The 15,029-nt window shown below is 71.9% G+C and carries 16 protein-coding genes; 6 read left to right on the top strand and 10 right to left on the bottom strand.

Annotated features, from left to right (window positions below):
* Window positions 1-289 precede the first annotated feature (289 nt).
* Entirely contained in the window at window positions 290-559 is a 270-nt protein-coding gene (locus D3A60_RS07360; protein ID WP_119718055.1) for a hypothetical protein, read from the top strand.
* Between the two features lie 161 nt (window positions 560-720).
* Window positions 721-1,404, top strand: coding sequence for a L,D-transpeptidase (locus D3A60_RS07355; RefSeq protein ID WP_119719023.1), 684 nt, complete (start codon window positions 721-723; stop codon window positions 1,402-1,404).
* Between the two features lie 285 nt (window positions 1,405-1,689).
* On the opposite strand, the gene D3A60_RS07350 is transcribed toward D3A60_RS07355, so the two are convergent.
* The 4 genes from D3A60_RS07350 to D3A60_RS14785 all read right to left on the bottom strand — a co-directional run bounded on the left by D3A60_RS07350 (window position 1,690) and on the right by D3A60_RS14785 (window position 6,285).
* Complete coding sequence (locus D3A60_RS07350) at window positions 1,690-2,451, bottom strand: LytR/AlgR family response regulator transcription factor (RefSeq protein WP_119718054.1); 762 nt, start codon at window positions 2,449-2,451, stop codon at window positions 1,690-1,692.
* The gene (locus D3A60_RS07345; RefSeq protein WP_119718053.1) at window positions 2,448-3,542 is read right to left on the bottom strand and encodes a sensor histidine kinase; all 1,095 of its coding nucleotides are present in this window, start codon (window positions 3,540-3,542) and stop codon (window positions 2,448-2,450) included. The genes D3A60_RS07350 and D3A60_RS07345 overlap by 4 nt, the downstream gene beginning before the upstream one ends.
* Window positions 3,543-3,551: 9 nt before the next feature.
* Window positions 3,552-4,139, bottom strand: a complete 588-nt coding sequence (locus D3A60_RS07340; protein WP_119718052.1) for an ester cyclase — start codon at window positions 4,137-4,139, stop codon at window positions 3,552-3,554.
* Window positions 4,140-5,415: 1,276 nt separating this feature from the next.
* Window positions 5,416-6,285 carry a serine hydrolase domain-containing protein gene (locus D3A60_RS14785; protein WP_119718051.1) on the bottom strand — a complete coding sequence of 290 codons (870 nt, stop codon included), beginning with the start codon at window positions 6,283-6,285 and terminating at the stop codon, window positions 5,416-5,418.
* A 1,100-nt stretch (window positions 6,286-7,385) separates the two neighbouring features.
* Here D3A60_RS14785 and D3A60_RS07330 point away from each other — a divergent pair.
* The 4 genes from D3A60_RS07330 (at window position 7,386) to D3A60_RS07315 (ending at window position 10,189) form a co-directional block, all read left to right on the top strand.
* The gene (locus tag D3A60_RS07330) at window positions 7,386-7,736 is read left to right on the top strand and encodes a hypothetical protein (protein WP_119718050.1); all 351 of its coding nucleotides are present in this window, start codon (window positions 7,386-7,388) and stop codon (window positions 7,734-7,736) included.
* Window positions 7,737-7,894: 158 nt separating this feature from the next.
* Window positions 7,895-8,326, top strand: coding sequence for a DUF1801 domain-containing protein (locus D3A60_RS07325; protein ID WP_119718049.1), 432 nt, complete (start codon window positions 7,895-7,897; stop codon window positions 8,324-8,326).
* Window positions 8,327-8,431: 105 nt separating this feature from the next.
* On the top strand, window positions 8,432-9,319 hold the full coding sequence (locus D3A60_RS07320; protein WP_119718048.1) for a hypothetical protein: 888 nt from the start codon (window positions 8,432-8,434) through the stop codon (window positions 9,317-9,319).
* Window positions 9,320-9,397: 78 nt separating this feature from the next.
* Window positions 9,398-10,189 (top strand): NRDE family protein, encoded by a 792-nt coding sequence (locus D3A60_RS07315; RefSeq protein ID WP_119718047.1) that lies wholly within the window; start codon window positions 9,398-9,400, stop codon window positions 10,187-10,189.
* Window positions 10,190-10,417: 228 nt separating this feature from the next.
* Here D3A60_RS07315 and D3A60_RS07310 read toward each other — a convergent pair whose 3' ends face one another.
* The 6 genes from D3A60_RS07310 to D3A60_RS07285 all read right to left on the bottom strand — a co-directional run bounded on the left by D3A60_RS07310 (window position 10,418) and on the right by D3A60_RS07285 (window position 15,013).
* Complete coding sequence (locus D3A60_RS07310; RefSeq protein ID WP_119718046.1) at window positions 10,418-10,864, bottom strand: hypothetical protein; 447 nt, start codon at window positions 10,862-10,864, stop codon at window positions 10,418-10,420.
* Between the two features lie 5 nt (window positions 10,865-10,869).
* On the bottom strand, window positions 10,870-11,070 hold the full coding sequence (locus D3A60_RS07305) for a PspC domain-containing protein (protein ID WP_119718045.1): 201 nt from the start codon (window positions 11,068-11,070) through the stop codon (window positions 10,870-10,872).
* A 115-nt stretch (window positions 11,071-11,185) separates the two neighbouring features.
* Window positions 11,186-11,605: a DUF5329 family protein gene (locus tag D3A60_RS07300; protein WP_407062762.1), complete on the bottom strand. Its 420-nt coding sequence runs from the start codon at window positions 11,603-11,605 to the stop codon at window positions 11,186-11,188.
* A gap of 7 nt (window positions 11,606-11,612) precedes the next feature.
* Window positions 11,613-12,698, bottom strand: a complete 1,086-nt coding sequence (locus D3A60_RS07295) for a class III poly(R)-hydroxyalkanoic acid synthase subunit PhaC (RefSeq protein WP_269203662.1) — start codon at window positions 12,696-12,698, stop codon at window positions 11,613-11,615.
* A gap of 1 nt (window position 12,699) precedes the next feature.
* Window positions 12,700-14,316, bottom strand: a complete 1,617-nt coding sequence (gene phaE / locus D3A60_RS07290; protein ID WP_119718043.1) for a class III poly(R)-hydroxyalkanoic acid synthase subunit PhaE — start codon at window positions 14,314-14,316, stop codon at window positions 12,700-12,702.
* A 67-nt stretch (window positions 14,317-14,383) separates the two neighbouring features.
* Window positions 14,384-15,013 (bottom strand): CDP-alcohol phosphatidyltransferase family protein, encoded by a 630-nt coding sequence (locus tag D3A60_RS07285; protein WP_119718042.1) that lies wholly within the window; start codon window positions 15,011-15,013, stop codon window positions 14,384-14,386.
* Window positions 15,014-15,029 lie beyond the last annotated feature (16 nt).

Here is a 15,029-nt window from a genome sequence, read left to right as displayed (position 1 = left end):
CCGTTCGTCGGCGGGGCATCCGCAGCGGACGAGAAGTGATCCGTTCGAGGCGCGATCTCGCTTGACGAAGCACTGCAATCGAGCGGTCTACGATCGAGGCGCAGCAAATCGGACCGACACGCGCATACGCGCTGTACACACCTCGCAGCGATCATCTTCTGCGGTCCCACTCGTAGTGAGCACCTCTTCACAGTCCTTGTACGTATTGGAACGTTAGCTGAAAGGGGGGTTCCTGCCCCCCGCGAAAAGGCCGCTATATTGCCGATTCCCCCGACGAAGGAGCATTGCCATGTTTCCCAACAATCAGCATCTGAAGATCGTCCGTACCCTCGGCGTGGCACTGGTTGCCACCATGGGCCTTGCCAGCTGTGCCACCTACGACGACGAGTTCGCCACGATCAACTCGCGCCTCGATCAGCTCGACACGAAGGTGCAGAGCGCGGCACAGAGCGCCGAGTCCGCCAATCAGTCCGCGCAGCGGGCCAACCAGCGACTGGATTCGATCGAGGGCCGCGTCCAGCAGCTCGAGTCGTCTCCGCGTCGCGTGCCGCGCGGCTGATTGCGCCTGCCCCACGTGTAACCAAGCGTCAGGCAGGGCCGGTGGCCTTTGCGGGCCACCGGTCTCCACCCTCCGCTCCCCACTCGATCATCGCTTCGAGGAATCGTCCCATCCGCACCTGCATGCACTCCACGATCCGCGCCGCATCCAGCGCGCTGGTGTTGGCGCTGGCGTTGGCGAGCGCCGGCGTTGCCAGCGCCGACGAGCCTTCAGCGCAACCGAGGGCCGCGGTCGACCAGCTTCCGCCGGGCCAGGAAGTCTCCGCCACGGTGATCGATCTCGCCGGCTGGGTGGTCGCAAACCGCGACAGCGAAGGCTATCCGTTCGCGATCATGGACAAGGCCGCCGCACAGATCCTGGTGTTCGGCGGCGACGGCCGGCTTCGCGGCGCCGCACCCGGGCTGTTCGGCTCGGCCGTCGGCGATCACACGGCACCCGGCGTCGCCGGGCTGGCGCTGCGCGAGATTCCCGGCCGCGACCGCACCACGCCCGCCGGTCGTTTCGTCGGCGGTTACGGCCCCTCGACCGATGCGGGCCGCGTGTTGTGGGTGGACTACGAGTCGGCTGTCTCCATCCATCCGACCGCCACCGGCGTGCCGGCCGAGCGACGCCCCGAACGCCTTGCGTCGCCGTCGCCTGACGACAACCGCGTCACCCATGGCTGCATCAACGTCGCGCCCGACTTTTACGAGCGGATCATGCGTCCGACGTTCGAGCGCGGCGGCGTGTTCTACATCCTGCCGGACGAAGCGTCGCTGGCGGAAACCTTCCCGGAATTCGCGCAGGGTCGTGCGAATTCGGGAGGCGATGACGACGGGCGACGCGAACGACCGGCGCGCCCCTGAGGCGCGCCCGCGTGCTGCGCGCCGAGTGCGGCGCGACGCACAGGCTGATGCACTGATGATGTCCCTCCCTGTCTTGCCAGAGCGCGATCTCTGGCCGCGCCTTGCACGCGGCGCGCATCGGGGCACGCGCTACGTCGTCTGATCCCGGTCGCGGCTCGGCCCCGGCGAATCGAAGGACCCACGCGTCCGCGGCGCATCCAATCGCCTCCGGCGCGCACCTGCACTCGTGCGCTGAATGGGCTTCCTTTCCGGCAGGATCCACCCGCCACGCGGTCGCCTGGTCGGCTAGGCCAGCAGTCGTTCCAGCGCGGCCCGGTAGCGCCGACTGCCGTTGACCTGCGAGCCGTCCTTCAGGATCACGACGAAGTCGCCGTTGAACAGCGACTGCACTTCGCGGACGTGGCCGATGCTGACGATCGCGGCGCGCGATACGCGAACGAACCGTTCGGGGTCCAGGCGAGCCTCGAGGCTGGCCATGGTCTCCCGCAGCAGGTGCCGTTTCTCGCCCGAGCGGACTTCCACGTGGTTTCCGGCGGCGACGATCAGTTCGACGTCGTCGATGTCGAGCAGCCTGACCCGGCCATCGGAACGAATCGCGAGGCGACGCGGGTACCTGCGCACCTCCCCTCGCTCGATGGTGCCCAACGCCAAGGCCACGCGGCGCACGAAATCGTCGTCGGGATGGGCGAGGTGCGCACGCGCACGCTGCAGCGTGCGGCGGAAGCGCTCCGGATCGATCGGCTTGAGCACATAGTCGAGCGCCTGCGACTCGAACGCCCGCACGGCATGGTGGTCAAACGCGGTGACGAACACCACCGCCGGCATTCGATTCGCGCCGACCGCCTCGACGACGGCGAAGCCGTCGAGCTCAGGCATCTGCACGTCCAGGAACACGAGGTCCGGCGCAAGAGTGGTGATCGCGGCGACCGCACTTGCGCCATCGCCGCACTCTTCGATGACGGTGACGTCGTCCTCCAGCGCGAGCAGCCGCATGATCCCGCGCCGGGCGATCGGCTCATCGTCAACGATCAGGGCGCGGATGGTCATGGTCGGGTCCGCAAGGGGATCGTGATTTCGGCAATGGCGCCGCCGTCCGGGGCATGGCGCAGCTCGAACAGGTGGCTGTCGCCGTGCATGAGCGCCAGCCGCGCCCGCGTATTGGACAGGCCAACGCGCTCGATCATCCCAGCTGGAAAGCCGCGCCCATCATCGCGCACCGACAGCTTCAGCTCCTCGCCGTGGCGCTCGGCCCGGATCTCGATCCGGCCAGGGCTGGCACGCGCGGCGAGCCCGTGGCGCAACGCGTTCTCCACCAGCGGCTGGAGGATCAGGTTGGGCACCCGGGCCTCCATCAGTTCGTCCGGGACCCGCACCTCGTAGCTCAGGCGCCCGCCAAAACGCGCCCGTTCGATCTCGAGATAGCGCTCCAGGAACCCCAGCTCCTCGCGCAGCGGCACCTCGTACGCGTCGCTGCCTTCCAGCGAGCGCCGCAGCAGCGCACTGAGCTGAAGCAGTACCCGATCCGCAGAATCGACGTCCTCGCGCATCAGCACCGAGATGGTGTTCAGCGCATTGAACAGGAAGTGCGGCTGCAACTGGCTGCGCAGGCTCTGCAGCCGGGCGTCGGCGAGTTGCGCTTCGAGCAGCAACTGCCGGCGATCCTTTTCGCGAGCCGTCCGAACCAATCGCTCAAGCTGTGCCGCACCGACGATGAGCCAGTACACCGGCAGGTTCAGCAGGAACGTCGTTCCCAGCAATCGCTCGAACGTCGCCAGCCAGGTGGGCTCGGAATGGGCGGCGCCGACCAGGGGCGCGGCGACGGCAAACAGGGCGAGACTGGCCGCGGCGCACGCCGGGGCAGCAATGGCATGGACCCCCAGCGCGAGCAGAAGCCGCGGCCGCTCCAGCGGAAACCGCACCGCCAGCTGCAGGGCAATCGGGGTGAGCGCAACCCAGGTTGCCGCCCACGACAGCCAGATCACGCTGGCGCGAGCCCAGGCCAACGGTTCGCCGCGCTCGTTTGCGGCGAACCACGCCTGCGCCGCCAGCAGCATCGCGACCAGCGCCCATGCCGCCACCACGGCAAGCCCCCGGTACTCGACCAGGGGCTTCCTCGATGGGCCAACGCCTTCCGTCATTCCGGTCCCTCAGCGAGATCCGCTGTTCGCGGCGCCTCCGGCCGCGGGTGCCGCAGCCGAGGTCGGCAGCATACCCAGCTGCCTCATCAGTCCGAGCGAGTTGGCGCAGGTCCACTCCTCGGCGATGCGCCCCTCGGCCATGCGAAACAGCGTGGTGCCGGTGATCTCCACGGCGCGACCCGTGACGGGGATGCCGTTGCCACTGCCGGTGTTGGTCCCCCGCGCCGTCCAGCGCACCGCCACCAGGTCGCCCTCGGCGAGCAGCTTGTCGACCTGCATGTTCAGGTCCGGGAACGCCGCCCGCCAGCCCTTCGCTTCCGCCATGCCCTCGGCATGGGTGAACGTCCGCGTCCCGCCGTGGCCGACGAAGTCGGCGGTGTAGGGCACGTCGAATCGACCCTGGTTGAGGCCCTCCTCGTACACCTGGCGGGCGACCGACTTGTTGTGCTCCAGCACCGCGGCGGGTGCGTCGTCGGAGGCCCTGGCGCCGCACGGCAGGACACTGGCGAGCGCCACGACCGTGGCGAGGGCAGACAGCAGAATGTTGCGGTGATTCATGACGTGCTCCCATGCGCGGAATTGCGTGGGATCGATCATGAGTGGGTGTCCCGCACGCCGGTCCGGTGCCGGTGATGGATGGACGCGGCAGCGTGGCAAGTGGAGGCCGCAGCGCGGCGAACGCCTCGCCTCTTCGCCTCACATCGCCCGCTTTCGCGCCGGGAGCCGCCCCAGCGCGACCAGAACGGCACCACTGCGCCAGTGACGTAGCCCGGGTAAGCCAAGCGCACCCGCGTTCGCCTTACCGGCGAGCAGCCCGTGGTCGACGAGGCTGCCGCGCCCGTCAGCGTGGGATCGACAGCGCCGCCCGCCGTGCGGGCGGAGGACCTGCGCCGATCAGCGCGCCGGCTTCACAGCGCCCACGTCAGCAGCGGGAGCAGCCCCCACGCGGCCAGGACCGCGCACCACTGCAGCACCGCCAGCAGCGCGATGGCGTCGGCGGTTCGCTGGCGACCGCCCGGTGCCTGCCGCGTGCGGGCTAGCCCGACCAGCATCGCGGCCGGCAACGCCGCGGTGACCACCGCCAGCGTCGCGCTCGCGGCGGTGAGGTCGCCGAACTGCAGGAACGGCTGGCGCAGGAACAGCGGCAGCGGCGCCAGCAGTGCGACCGCGCCGATCCACGGCACGCGCAGCGCGTCGCTGCGCCACGGACGGCGGCGCAGCAGGCGCCACGCGCCGACCAGCAGCACGTAGGCCACGCCGAGCACGCCGGCGGCGAGGCTCGCCCATAGCACCGCGAGCGGCGACAGGCCCGTGCGCGCGAGCGTCTGGTTGTCGTCGACCAGCACGCGCGTGCCGTCGTCGCCCACGAGCAGCGCGTGCGACGGCAGCACGCGCCCGGCCTGGCGGAACCGCCGGCCGCCAGCAGGCTCAAGCCGCAGGGGCGCGCCCTGCAGTGGGCGCACCTGCAGCGCGCCGTCGCGCCATTCGACCCGGCGCACGCCGAACAGGCGGTCGAGGTAGGCGAACGATTCGAACCGGTTCGGCGCCGGCACGTAGAGGCTATTCCACGCGTCGAGATCGGCCGCGGGCACGGCGGCTGCCGCAGGGGCCGGCGTCGCCACGCCGAGCGCGTCGACCAGCAGGGCGCGGATGCGCGCGTAGTCCGCGCCTTCCACGTCGGCGTTGAACGCGATGAAGAAGGCGCGGCCGTGCGCGGGGAACGCGCAGACCGTCGCGCGGAAGCCGACGGTGTCGCCGCCGTGGCAGACGCCGACCGCGCCGTCGCGGTCGCGCAGCCCGAGCCCGAGCGCGTAGCCGACCGGCAGCCCGGCGCGCACCGCTTCGGTGCCCGCCGGCCGCGCCCGCGCGCGCATCAGCGCGGGCTCGATGAACGTGGCGCCGTCGATGCGCCCGTCGCCGACGACGAAGCGCGCGAAGCGCAGCATGTCGGCGGCCGTGGTGGTGAACTGCGCGGCCGGGCGCACGCCGATCGGCACCGCCGCATGCGCCTTGCCGCCTTCGAAGTGGCCCATCGCCAGCCGCGGGTCGGCCGCGGCGCCGACCTGCGTGGTGTACGCGAACGTGCTGTCGCGCATAGCGGAGCCAGCAGTGCGTGCTCGAGGTAGCGCTCGTAGCGCTGCCCAGTCACCACCTCGATGAGCTGGCCGAGCAGCGCGTAGCCGGTGTTCGAATACGAGAAGCGGCTGCCGGGGCGGCTGCGCACGCGCAGCGGGCGGCCGACTGCGAGCGCCTCGGCGAGCGGTAGGTCCGCGCGCGCCTGCAGGCTGAAAAGCTGCGACAGGCGCATGTCGTCGAGGCCGGCGGTGTGGTCGAGCAGGTGGCGCACTCGCACCGGGTGCGTGGCGTGCCACGGGTTGTCGAACGCGACGCCGGGCACGACGGCGTCGACCCGCGCGTCGAGGTCGAGCCGGCCTTCGGTCGCCAGCCGCAGCACGCCGGTGGCAAGCACGGCCTTGGCGATCGAGCCGACGTGCACGCGCGCATCGGGCGTCATCGGCCGGCCCGCTGCGGCCAGCCCGGCGGCGCCGAACGTCGTCGAGCTGCCGTCGTCGAGCCCCCACACCGCGCCGGTGATCCCCTCGGCGGCGAGCGCCTGCGCGATGCGCGGCTGCAGGCCGGTTGCCACGGGGCGGCCGGCCGCGGAGAACGTGGCGAGCATCAGCACGGCGATCACGACGCGCCTGCCGGCGGCGAGGGCGCTACGGCGGTCGTTCCCTGGCATCGCGGATCTCCGTTCGACGGGCTCGTCGAACCCGCAGCGTTCCACACCCGAGGCCGGGCAACGCCTGCAACAAGTCACCGTGCCGCAGCGCCTCCACCGCGCGCCCCGTCGCGAAGTCGCGGCGCGCCGGCGCGGCGGATCGATGGCGCCCGCATGTGCGGCGAAACCAGCAAGCGAGCCGAACCCGAGGGCTTCCCGCCGTCGCCGGAGCACGAGCGCCCGCGCCCACGCTCGCGAGCCTGTGTTTGTCCGCGCACGCACTTCGCCCGCCCCTTGGCGAGCGCCTGCGTGCCCTGCCGCGAGCGTGCGCGCCCCTGCCGCGAGCTGCGCGGCGCCCGCGCGACCCCGGCGCTGCGCTCGCCCGACCCCGCCGCGGTGCACACGCGCGATGCCCGAGGCGCTCGCCGGACCCTCCCGCGCACTCGCCCGACCCCGCCGCGATGCCTCCCCGCCCACCCGCGGGTACTCGCGCGCAAGCAGAGGCGCGGCCGGCGGACCCCATCGCGCGGCCCGTGCGACCCCATCCGCCTGCGCGTCGCACCCCGCCGGCGCCGCGTCGAGGACGCTCCCGGCGTTCGCGCGACCCCGGCGACACGCTCGCGCGCGGATGCCGGCGCGCCTGCGCGCACCCGGCTGCGCGCTCGCACGCGGGTGCCGCTGGGCTCGCCCTATCGCACCGGACGCCCCGCCCGAACGCGTCCGGATGCGCGGCGCACCTGGGCCGGTGGCTTGCGCGCGGGCGGCGCGCTGCTCGCCAACGCCGACGCGCGCGTTCGCCAGAACGCATCGCACCGCGCCACCGCCCCACGGGTGCCGGGCGGGCAATCGAGCGGCTCCGCGGGTTTGCTGTCGGACACGACGGCATCCCGATGCGGCCGTCGACCTCAGTCGCGCCACGACGAACCTCCGCGACGAAGCGCGCACGCCGCGCGTGCCGGCGATTCATCACGCCCGTCCGGCCCGTGCATCGACACGCCCATCGCCGAAGGCTATAAGTCGCAGGCGCGCCATCGCGCGCAGCGCGCCGTCGGCTGGGGAGCCGCGGCGCGATCGAAGTCCACGGCACTACCGGCCACTGCGGCCGGCACCAGGGGAATGCCATGCGCGCCATCACGGTCGTCGTCCTGACGATGTTCATGCTGCTGTCCGGCTGCCGCACGATGCAGTCGGTCGAACACAGCGACTGGTCGTCGCTCGACGGCAAGGTCGCCGCCGGGGACACGGTCGAAGTGGTCACGAAGGACGGACGCGTCGAGAAGTTCGTCGTCACCCAGGTCACGCCCGACGCGCTGGTCGGCGCCGACACCCGCATCGCACGCGAGGACATCTCGCGGCTGCAGGTCAGTGCGGTGCACAAGGGCCGCACGTTCGGCGCGGCGTTCGGCGGCGCGGCCGCGCTCCTGCTGATCGTCATCGCCGCGGCGACCGCGTCGCTGCTCGGCGGCGGCTGAGCCCGCGGCGCAACGGGGGGGGCGACCGGGGCGGCAATGGCCCCGACGGCCGCCACGCGTCCTGCGCCATGCCCGCGGCGATTGGCCCTCGTGGCCGCCGCGGACCGGCCGTACGATCCTGCGATGCGGGCGCTGGGCCCGTCACGGAGGACGCACGGATGAAGTCGACAACCCCCTCGCCCGCGGACGCGGGCCCGGCGGCCGCGGCGCTGATCGACCGGCGCATCGCCGAGCTCGGCGGCTGGCGCGGTGAAACGCTGGCGCGTGTGCGCGCGCTGATCCACGCGGCCGTGCCGGACGTCATCGAGGAGTGGAAGTGGATGGGCACGCCGGTGTGGTCGCACGGCGGCATCGTGTGCACCGGCGAGTCCTACAAGGACAAGATCAAGCTGACCTTCATGAAGGGCGCGTCGCTGGACGACCCGCGGGGCCTGTTCAACGCCAGCCTCGACGGCAACGCCCGCCGCGCGATCGACCTGCACGAGGGCGACGCGATCGATGCCGACGCGTTCAAGGCGCTGGTCCGGGCGGCGGCGGCGCTCAACGCCAGCGCGGGCAAAGCGCGCAAGGCCTCCGGCGCCAAGCGGTAGAGCGGCCACCGGTCGCAGCCGCGCTGACCGCTGCCCCGGCGTCGCCGCGTTGGCTCCAGTGGACCCGGGATGCGCGCGGCGCACCCGCCGACAGAGGGACCTGCCATGCCCAGCGGCCAATCCGTCCAGACCACGCGGCGCGGCGAGTTCCGCGCGATCCACCGGGCCTTGAGCCGCAACCGGCCGCTGCGCAAGCGCACGCCGGTGGTGTTCTGCGAAGGCGATTCGTGGTTCTCGACGCCGTTGAGCATGAACCTGCTCGACTGGCTGGTGTTCCCGTCGCCGCAGAACGAGGAACGCGGCGTGCCGATCGTCGGCGCGGGCGGGCTGTTCTTCCGCGCCGAGGAGAGCGGCGACCTGGCCACGCAGATGTTCAGCGGCAGTGCGCTGCGCGACATCATGCAGTGGTACGGCGGCTTCGACTTCGACATCGCGCTGCTCAGCGCCGGCGGCAACGACTTCGTCGACCGGTTCCTGGCGCGCACGTTCGCCAACCGCCGCGCGATGAGCGTCGACCAGGCGTTCGAGACGGTGGTGCAGACCGGGCGCTACGCCGAGGTGTTCGCCGCGTACGAGCGCGCGCTGTCGAAGATGGTCCAGCTGCACCCGCGCACGCCGATCGTCGCCCACACGTATGCGTACCCGGTGAAGCTCGGCGTGCCGGCCGACCTGACCGTCGCAAACCTCGGCGTGGCCGCGCTGATGAAGCGCAACGCCGGGCCGTGGATCGGCCCGCAGATGGCGCGCGCCCTGCCCGACGTCGACGACCAGCGCGCGTTCGCGCGACGGCTGATCGACGGCTTCGTCGAGCGCGTGCTCGATCCGCTGGCCGGCGACGCGCGCTTCCGTCGCGCGTTCCGCTACGTCGACCTGCGCGAGGAAGTACCGCTGGCGCGCGACTGGTTCGACGAGATGCACCCGACCGGGGCGACGTTCAACCGGCTGTCGAGGCCCTTTGCCGCCGAGATCAACGCGCTGTTCACCCTGCGCTGAGCGACTTCGCCCTCGCCGCGCCGCAGCGTTGCGCCAGCGGCGCCGCGGGCGGGCGGACGCGCGTGGGATGATCGCCGCATGTGCCTGATCGCGATCGCCTGGCAGTCCCACCCGCGCTACCGGCTGGCGCTGATTGCCAACCGCGACGAGTTCCATGCGCGCCCGACGGCGCCGGCCGGCTTCGCGCCGGGACAGCCGCACGTCTACGGCGGACGCGACCTGCAGGCCGGCGGCGGCTGGCTGATGGTGTCGACGCAAGGGCGGATCGCCGCGGTGACCAATGTGCGCACCGGGGCGCCGGACGACGGCCGCCCGCGCTCGCGCGGTGCGCTGGTGCGCGGGTTCGTGGCCGGGACGCAAACGGCACGCGACGCGATCGACACGCTCGGCGCGGACGCGCCCGAGTACGGCCGCTTCAACCTGCTGCTGTGGGACGGCGACGCGCTGCAGTTCGCCGGCAACCACCCGGCGTTCCAGCGGCACACGGTCGCGCCCGGCGTGCACGCGATGTCGAACGGCGAGTTCGACGCGCCGTGGCCGAAGAGCGGCCACGCGACGCAGGCGCTGCGCGCGTGGCTCGAGGATTCCGAGTCGCGCGAACCGGTGGCCGATGCCGACGCGATCGCGCCGCTGTTCGCCGCGCTGGCCGACACCACGCCGGCGCCCGACGCGTCGCTGCCGAACACCGGCGTCGGGATCGAACTCGAGCGCTGGCTGTCGCCGCCGTTCGTGCTCGGCAAGCGCTACGGCACGCGCTGCAGTTCGGTCGTGCTGGTCGAGGGCGGCGCGATTACGTTCGCCGAGCGTCGCTACGGGCCGAACGGCGTGTTCGAAGGCGAAACTTTCGCGCGGCTGCCATCGGGGCGCTGAGGCGTGCGGCGCAGTGCGGCCGGTTCCGGATTCCCCAAATGAGGAAGGCCCAGGTCTTCGAGGGTTGATCCTCGGGCGGCCGGGCCTTCCAGAGCCAGAGCGATTCCAGTGACTTTCGTCTCTGGTTGTTCTCCGACGGGTGCAGGATCGCAGCGTGCGCGTTAGCCGCGCATCAAACTTTCGTGAAGCGCTCGTGCGACGCGCGCATTCAGGCGCTGGCCTGCGTGTTCAGCGCCCGGGCCACCAGCCGCGGCCGGTCTGGGCGTAGCGGTCAGCCGCGCGCTCGAACGGGTTGCGCACGCTCACGCCGCCGCACAGCAGGTACACCGGCAGGAAGAGCGGCCCGAGCACCATGTACTGGTAGACGTGCGCGCGCTCGTGGTCGGCCAGCTGGATCGCCGGCTCGTCGCCGTGGCCGGCGCGGTGCGCGTAGGTCACGCACGGCGAGTCGAGCGTGTCGCCGGTGTGGACGATGACGTTGCCCAGCGTCAGCGCCCCGCCCGGCCCCCACGGCCAGCGGTGGAACACCAGCGAGCGCTCGCGCGCGCGCCAGTGCACGTGCGCGCCGAACGGCAGGCCGGCCGCGCCGACCAGCAGCCCGGCGACCGTGTTGGGCAGCGTCCACGCCGCGCCGAGGACGTGCAGCACGCCGCGTGCGAGCGGCCCGGGCTGCATCGGCGTCAGCTGCCCTCTTCGGGCATCAGCAGCCACAGGATCAGGTACACGATGATCCCGGGGAACGCGACGGACGCGATCGACACGATCACGAACAGCGCGCGCAGCAGCGTGGAGTTCCAGCCGAAGCGGCGGGCGATGCCGCCGAGCACGCCGGCGACCATGCGGTCGTGGCGCGAGCGGGTGAAGGGACGCGGGTCGGTCATGGGCTCGTTCCTTGCGGGTCGGGACTGGCGAATCGGGCCGTGGACGCTGTCGCGACGGTCCCGGCACGCGTCGTGCGTGCGGCGCCATCGTCGACCCTGCCGAGTCTAGCCGGCGTCAGCGATCGTCGGCAGGCGCCGCGCGCAGCGCGGCCAGCCGCGCCCGCAGCCACGCCGCCGAGGGCTCCGCCGCGCGCCCCGCGCAGCGCACCTGGTAGGCCTGGCCGCTGATGCTGCTCCCGGTGCCGGCGCGGACGATGAACTGCTCGGCGCTGTCGACCAGGTCGCGCTTGCGCAGCCAGTCGTACTTGCGCCGCAGGTGCGCCTGCGCGTCGCTCGCCGGGTACCAGCGGCCGTTGCGCTGGAACTGGCAGCCCGAGTGGCCCAGCGCGGCGATCAGGCCGTCGATCTCGCGCTGCGCATCCGGGGGCGGCGCAGCCGGCGCCGCAGCGACGGACAGCGCGAGCACCAGCGCCGCCAGCGCCTGCCGCAACGTCAGCGGTCGTGCGTCGCCATGACCGTCGCGGGCGCGATGCACCGCGAGATCACCGCGACCGCTGCGCCAGCCAGTCGTGGATCGCCTGCGGCACCTCGCGCTGGGCGCGGCTCGACACGTAGATGCCGATGTGGCCGCCGCGGAACGACAGCTCGCTGTAGTCGTCGGTGCCGACCAGACCGCCGAGCGGCTTCGACGCCGACGGCGGCACCAGGTGGTCCTGTTCGGCGTAGATGTTCAGCACCGGCATGTCGACGTGCAGCAGGTCGACCGGGCGGCCGCCGATGTCGATGCCGCCGTTGACGAAGCCGTTGGCCTGGTAGAACTGCTTGATGAACTGGCGGAACGCCTCGCCGGCCTGGTCGGGCGAGTCGAAGATCCACTTCTCCATCCGCAGGAAGTCCTCGACGGCCTGCTTGTCGTCGAGGATGTCGACCAGTCCGACGTACTTCTGCACGAACAGCCGCCACGGCTTCAGCGTCAGGTAGCACATGTTCATCAGGTCGGCCGGCACGTTGCCGAGCGTGTCGACGAACAGGTCGATGTCGAGTCCGCGGGTCCAGTTGGCCAGCATGTTGTCGTCGGTGTGGAAATCCACCGGCGTGACCATCGTGATCAGGTTGCGCACCTTGCGCGGGTTCAGCGCCGCGAAGCACAGCGCGAACGCACCGCCCTGGCAGATGCCGAGCAGGTTGACGGCGTCCATGCGGTACTCGCGCCGCAGGTGGTCGACCGCGCCGCCGATGAAGCGCTGGATGTAGTCCTCGAGTTCCAGGTAACGGTCGGAGCGGTCGGGGTAGCCCCAGTCGATGACGTAGACGTCCTCGCCGCGCTCGAGCAGGCCCTTGACGATCGACTTGTCGGCCTGCAGGTCAACCATGTACGGGCGGTTGACCAGCGCGTAGCTGATCAGCAGCGGCACCTTGGCGGTCGGCGCGCGCGCGCCGCGGAAGCGGTACAGCACGACCTTGCCGTCCCGCCAGACTTCCTCGCGCGCGGTGGCTCCGTAGTGCACGTCCTCGACGCGGTGCAGCGTGTCCAGCGCGGCGCGCAGCTTGCCCTGCGTGGTCATCGCCTCGTTGGCCAGGCTTTCGGGCGTCATCGCGAGCGGCCCGTCGAATCCGTAGGCGGTCATGTCAGCGGCCTCCCTGCTTGCTGCGCTTGGCCGGCTTGCCGGGCTTGCCCGGCAGCGGCTGCGGCGCCTGCGGCATCAGCGATGCGAACGGCGACCTGGCGGCGGGGCGTCGCGTAGGCGCGCGCACCACCGTCGGCTTGGCGGCCGTGCGCGCGGCGACGGCGCGCTTGGCGGCGGGCTTCGCGGTCGGGCGCGGGGAACCGGTGCGAGTGGCGGCAGCGCGCGAGGTCGGAATGCGTCGGGCAGCCGCCTTCTTCGCGGCCGTACTCTTGGCCGCGGACGGCGGGGTCGCCGGTGCCTTGCCCGGCGTCGCTTTGCCGGGCGAAGCCTTGCCTGCCGTGGCCTTTCCTGCCGCTGGCTTGCCGGTGGGTGCCTTGCGGGTCTGGCTCGCCGAACGGCCGGCGGCGCGCTTGGCCGTGGCGCGCCCGGTGGCCGGTTTGGCGGGCGACTTCGGCGTCGCCGCACTCGGTGCGGGCGCCGCGGCGGCGGCCGCGGGCCTGCGCTTCGGGGCGGACGTGCGGCTGCGCGGGGTCGGCGCGGCGGCCTCCGCGTGCGCCTGCGACGCGGCGCGCGCGTCGCCGTGCAGCGCGTCCTTCAAACGGCGCAGTTCGCGCTCGAGCTGGACGATCTTGCGGTGCGCGGCGTCGATCTCGGTGCGCGTGGGCATGCCGAGCAGGCCGGTCGACTGCTCGACCTCGCGCTGCACGGCGGCGCGCAGGCGCATCTGCGCGTTGACCATCGCGCCGTACGAGTCGCGGAACCGCGGCGACAGCGCGATCTCGGCGTAGGCCTCCTCGGCCGCGTCGATCCACAGGTCGAACAGCGCCCGCGCGCTCTCGAGCTGCTTGCCCAGTTCGCTGCGCGCGGCCAACTTCTGTTCGAACACCTCGAACGCCCGCTGGCTGGCTTCGCCCATCAGCGCGTTGTGCGCCTGCATGGTTTCCTGCATCGCCAGCTGCGCATCGGCGAGCTGCTGCCAGCGCTCCTGGTGCTCGCGGGCGAAGCCGAACTGCGGCAGCCGCAGCCACGCGTGCGCGTCCTTCTGCATCGACTCGAGCATCGGCCCGACCTGCGCCGCCCACTGCTCGACGCCGTGCTGGCCTGGGCCCTGCATCGACGAAAAGAGCGTGGCGAACGGGTTAGCGGCGCCCTGCCCCAGCGCCTGCTTCCACGCGGCGGTGATGTCGGCGGGATTCGCGTTCTGGCCCGCGAACTGGGCGGCCACCTGCTGCATGCGGCCGTACCACTCGCGCGCCTGGGTGTTGAAGCGGTCGACGGCATCGCCCGCGGGGTTCATGCCGGGAAAGCCCATGCCGCCCATGCCGGGAAGGCCGCCCGCGCCGAACGCGGCGCCGCCGAAGCCCGGCGCAGTGAAGGCAGACGGATTGAAGCCGGACGGGTTGAATCCCGAGGGGTTGAATCCCGACGAATTGAAGCCGGAGGGATTGAAGCCGCCGCCGCTGGTCGCGCCGCGTGCGAGCTGCGACCACCAGTCCAGCGCCTCGTTCCAGCCCGGCTGCTTCGGCGTCACGCCCGCGCCGCTGCGCAACGCATCGCCCCACGCGCTCCAGTACTGCCGCGCCAGGGTCTCGAAATCCGCGCCTGCGTCGTTCGCCATCGTCGCCTCCAGAGGTTGGAAGCGATCATAGCGCGCGCGTGTTGCGGGCCGCCGCGCGCGGCGCCGCTCAGGGCTTCGGGATGTGCAGCGTCTTGCTGATCATCAGCGAGCCGGAAATCGCGAACATCAGCACCAGCGGGTGGAACTGCCACGGCCCGAGCTGGACCATTCCGAACCAGACGTTCTCGCCGATCGCGCCCTGCGACGCCGCCACCGCCAGCACGATCACCAACGCCAGGCTGGTCGGGATCGGCGTGCCTTCGAAGTACTTGACCTTGCCCTCGTCGCCGGAGAGCTGCTCGGCGGTGACGTTGTAGCGCGCCAGCCGGCTCACGCCGCAGCCGACGAAGTAGCTCAGCACGATCCAGTCCCAGCCGCCCTGCAGGCCGCAGGCGTAGGCCAGCGCCGCCGGGGCGACGCCGAACGAGATCACGTCGGCGAGCGAGTCGAGTTCGCGGCCGAGCGTCGAGGCCGACTTGCGCCAGCGCGCCACGCGCCCGTCGACGGCATCGAACACGAATGCCAGCGGGATCAGCGCCATGCCGATCAGCAGGTCGTTGACGCCCTTATCCGACGCGCCGCCGTCCTGCAGGAAGCGCATCGCCGCGAAGATCGCCCCGGTGCCGCAGAACGCGTTGGCGAGCGTGAACCAGTCGGCCAGGTGGAAGTCACGCAGCATCGAGAAGTGGCGCTTCATCCGGAACTCCCTGCAG

The sequence above is a fragment of the Cognatilysobacter tabacisoli genome (assembly GCF_003586305.1).
Lineage (GTDB): Bacteria > Pseudomonadota > Gammaproteobacteria > Xanthomonadales > Xanthomonadaceae > Cognatilysobacter_A > Cognatilysobacter_A tabacisoli.
The sequence above is the reverse complement of the archived record's forward strand: the minus strand, read 5'-3'. Positions and strand labels throughout refer to the sequence as shown.

Coding starts and splice junctions, on each gene's coding strand:
- D3A60_RS07295 (WP_269203662.1), bottom strand. CDS start 12,698: ATGACCGCCTACGGATTCGACGGGCCGCTCGCGATGACGCCCGAAAGC.
- D3A60_RS07360 (WP_119718055.1), top strand. CDS start 290: ATGTTTCCCAACAATCAGCATCTGAAGATCGTCCGTACCCTCGGCGTG.
- D3A60_RS07320 (WP_119718048.1), top strand. CDS start 8,432: ATGCCCAGCGGCCAATCCGTCCAGACCACGCGGCGCGGCGAGTTCCGC.
- D3A60_RS07350 (WP_119718054.1), bottom strand. CDS start 2,451: ATGACCATCCGCGCCCTGATCGTTGACGATGAGCCGATCGCCCGGCGC.
- D3A60_RS07310 (WP_119718046.1), bottom strand. CDS start 10,864: ATGCAGCCCGGGCCGCTCGCACGCGGCGTGCTGCACGTCCTCGGCGCG.
- D3A60_RS07325 (WP_119718049.1), top strand. CDS start 7,895: ATGAAGTCGACAACCCCCTCGCCCGCGGACGCGGGCCCGGCGGCCGCG.
- phaE (WP_119718043.1), bottom strand. CDS start 14,316: ATGGCGAACGACGCAGGCGCGGATTTCGAGACCCTGGCGCGGCAGTAC.
- D3A60_RS14785 (WP_119718051.1), bottom strand. CDS start 6,285: ATGCCAGGGAACGACCGCCGTAGCGCCCTCGCCGCCGGCAGGCGCGTC.
- D3A60_RS07305 (WP_119718045.1), bottom strand. CDS start 11,070: ATGACCGACCCGCGTCCCTTCACCCGCTCGCGCCACGACCGCATGGTC.
- D3A60_RS07315 (WP_119718047.1), top strand. CDS start 9,398: ATGTGCCTGATCGCGATCGCCTGGCAGTCCCACCCGCGCTACCGGCTG.
- D3A60_RS07285 (WP_119718042.1), bottom strand. CDS start 15,013: ATGAAGCGCCACTTCTCGATGCTGCGTGACTTCCACCTGGCCGACTGG.
- D3A60_RS07340 (WP_119718052.1), bottom strand. CDS start 4,139: ATGATCGATCCCACGCAATTCCGCGCATGGGAGCACGTCATGAATCAC.
- D3A60_RS07345 (WP_119718053.1), bottom strand. CDS start 3,542: ATGACGGAAGGCGTTGGCCCATCGAGGAAGCCCCTGGTCGAGTACCGG.
- D3A60_RS07330 (WP_119718050.1), top strand. CDS start 7,386: ATGCGCGCCATCACGGTCGTCGTCCTGACGATGTTCATGCTGCTGTCC.